The following is a 246-nucleotide window of genomic DNA, read 5'->3' as shown; positions in this document are numbered from 1 at the left end:
ACTTGATGATTTTAGCTACAACACCAGCACCTACTGTACGACCACCTTCACGGATTGCGAAGCGCAGACCTTCTTCCATCGCGATTGGAGCAATCAGGTCAACGACGAATTTCAGGTTGTCACCAGGCATTACCATTTCTACGCCTTCTGGCAGTTCAACGGCACCAGTTACGTCAGTTGTACGGAAGTAGAACTGTGGACGGTAACCTTTGAAGAATGGAGTGTGACGACCGCCTTCATCTTTAG

General features: G+C 48.8%; 1 protein-coding gene. It reads right to left on the bottom strand.

Annotated elements, in window-relative coordinates; genetic code table 11:
• A partial coding sequence (locus tag ACXAGR_RS23835) for an EF-Tu C-terminal domain-related protein (RefSeq protein WP_474852167.1) occupies positions 1–246 on the bottom strand: 246 nt, incomplete at both ends.

Source organism: Alteromonas sp. ABH4_457, assembly GCF_056160625.1.
Note: the sequence above shows the minus strand (reverse complement) of the source record. Positions and strands in the feature narration are given on the sequence as shown.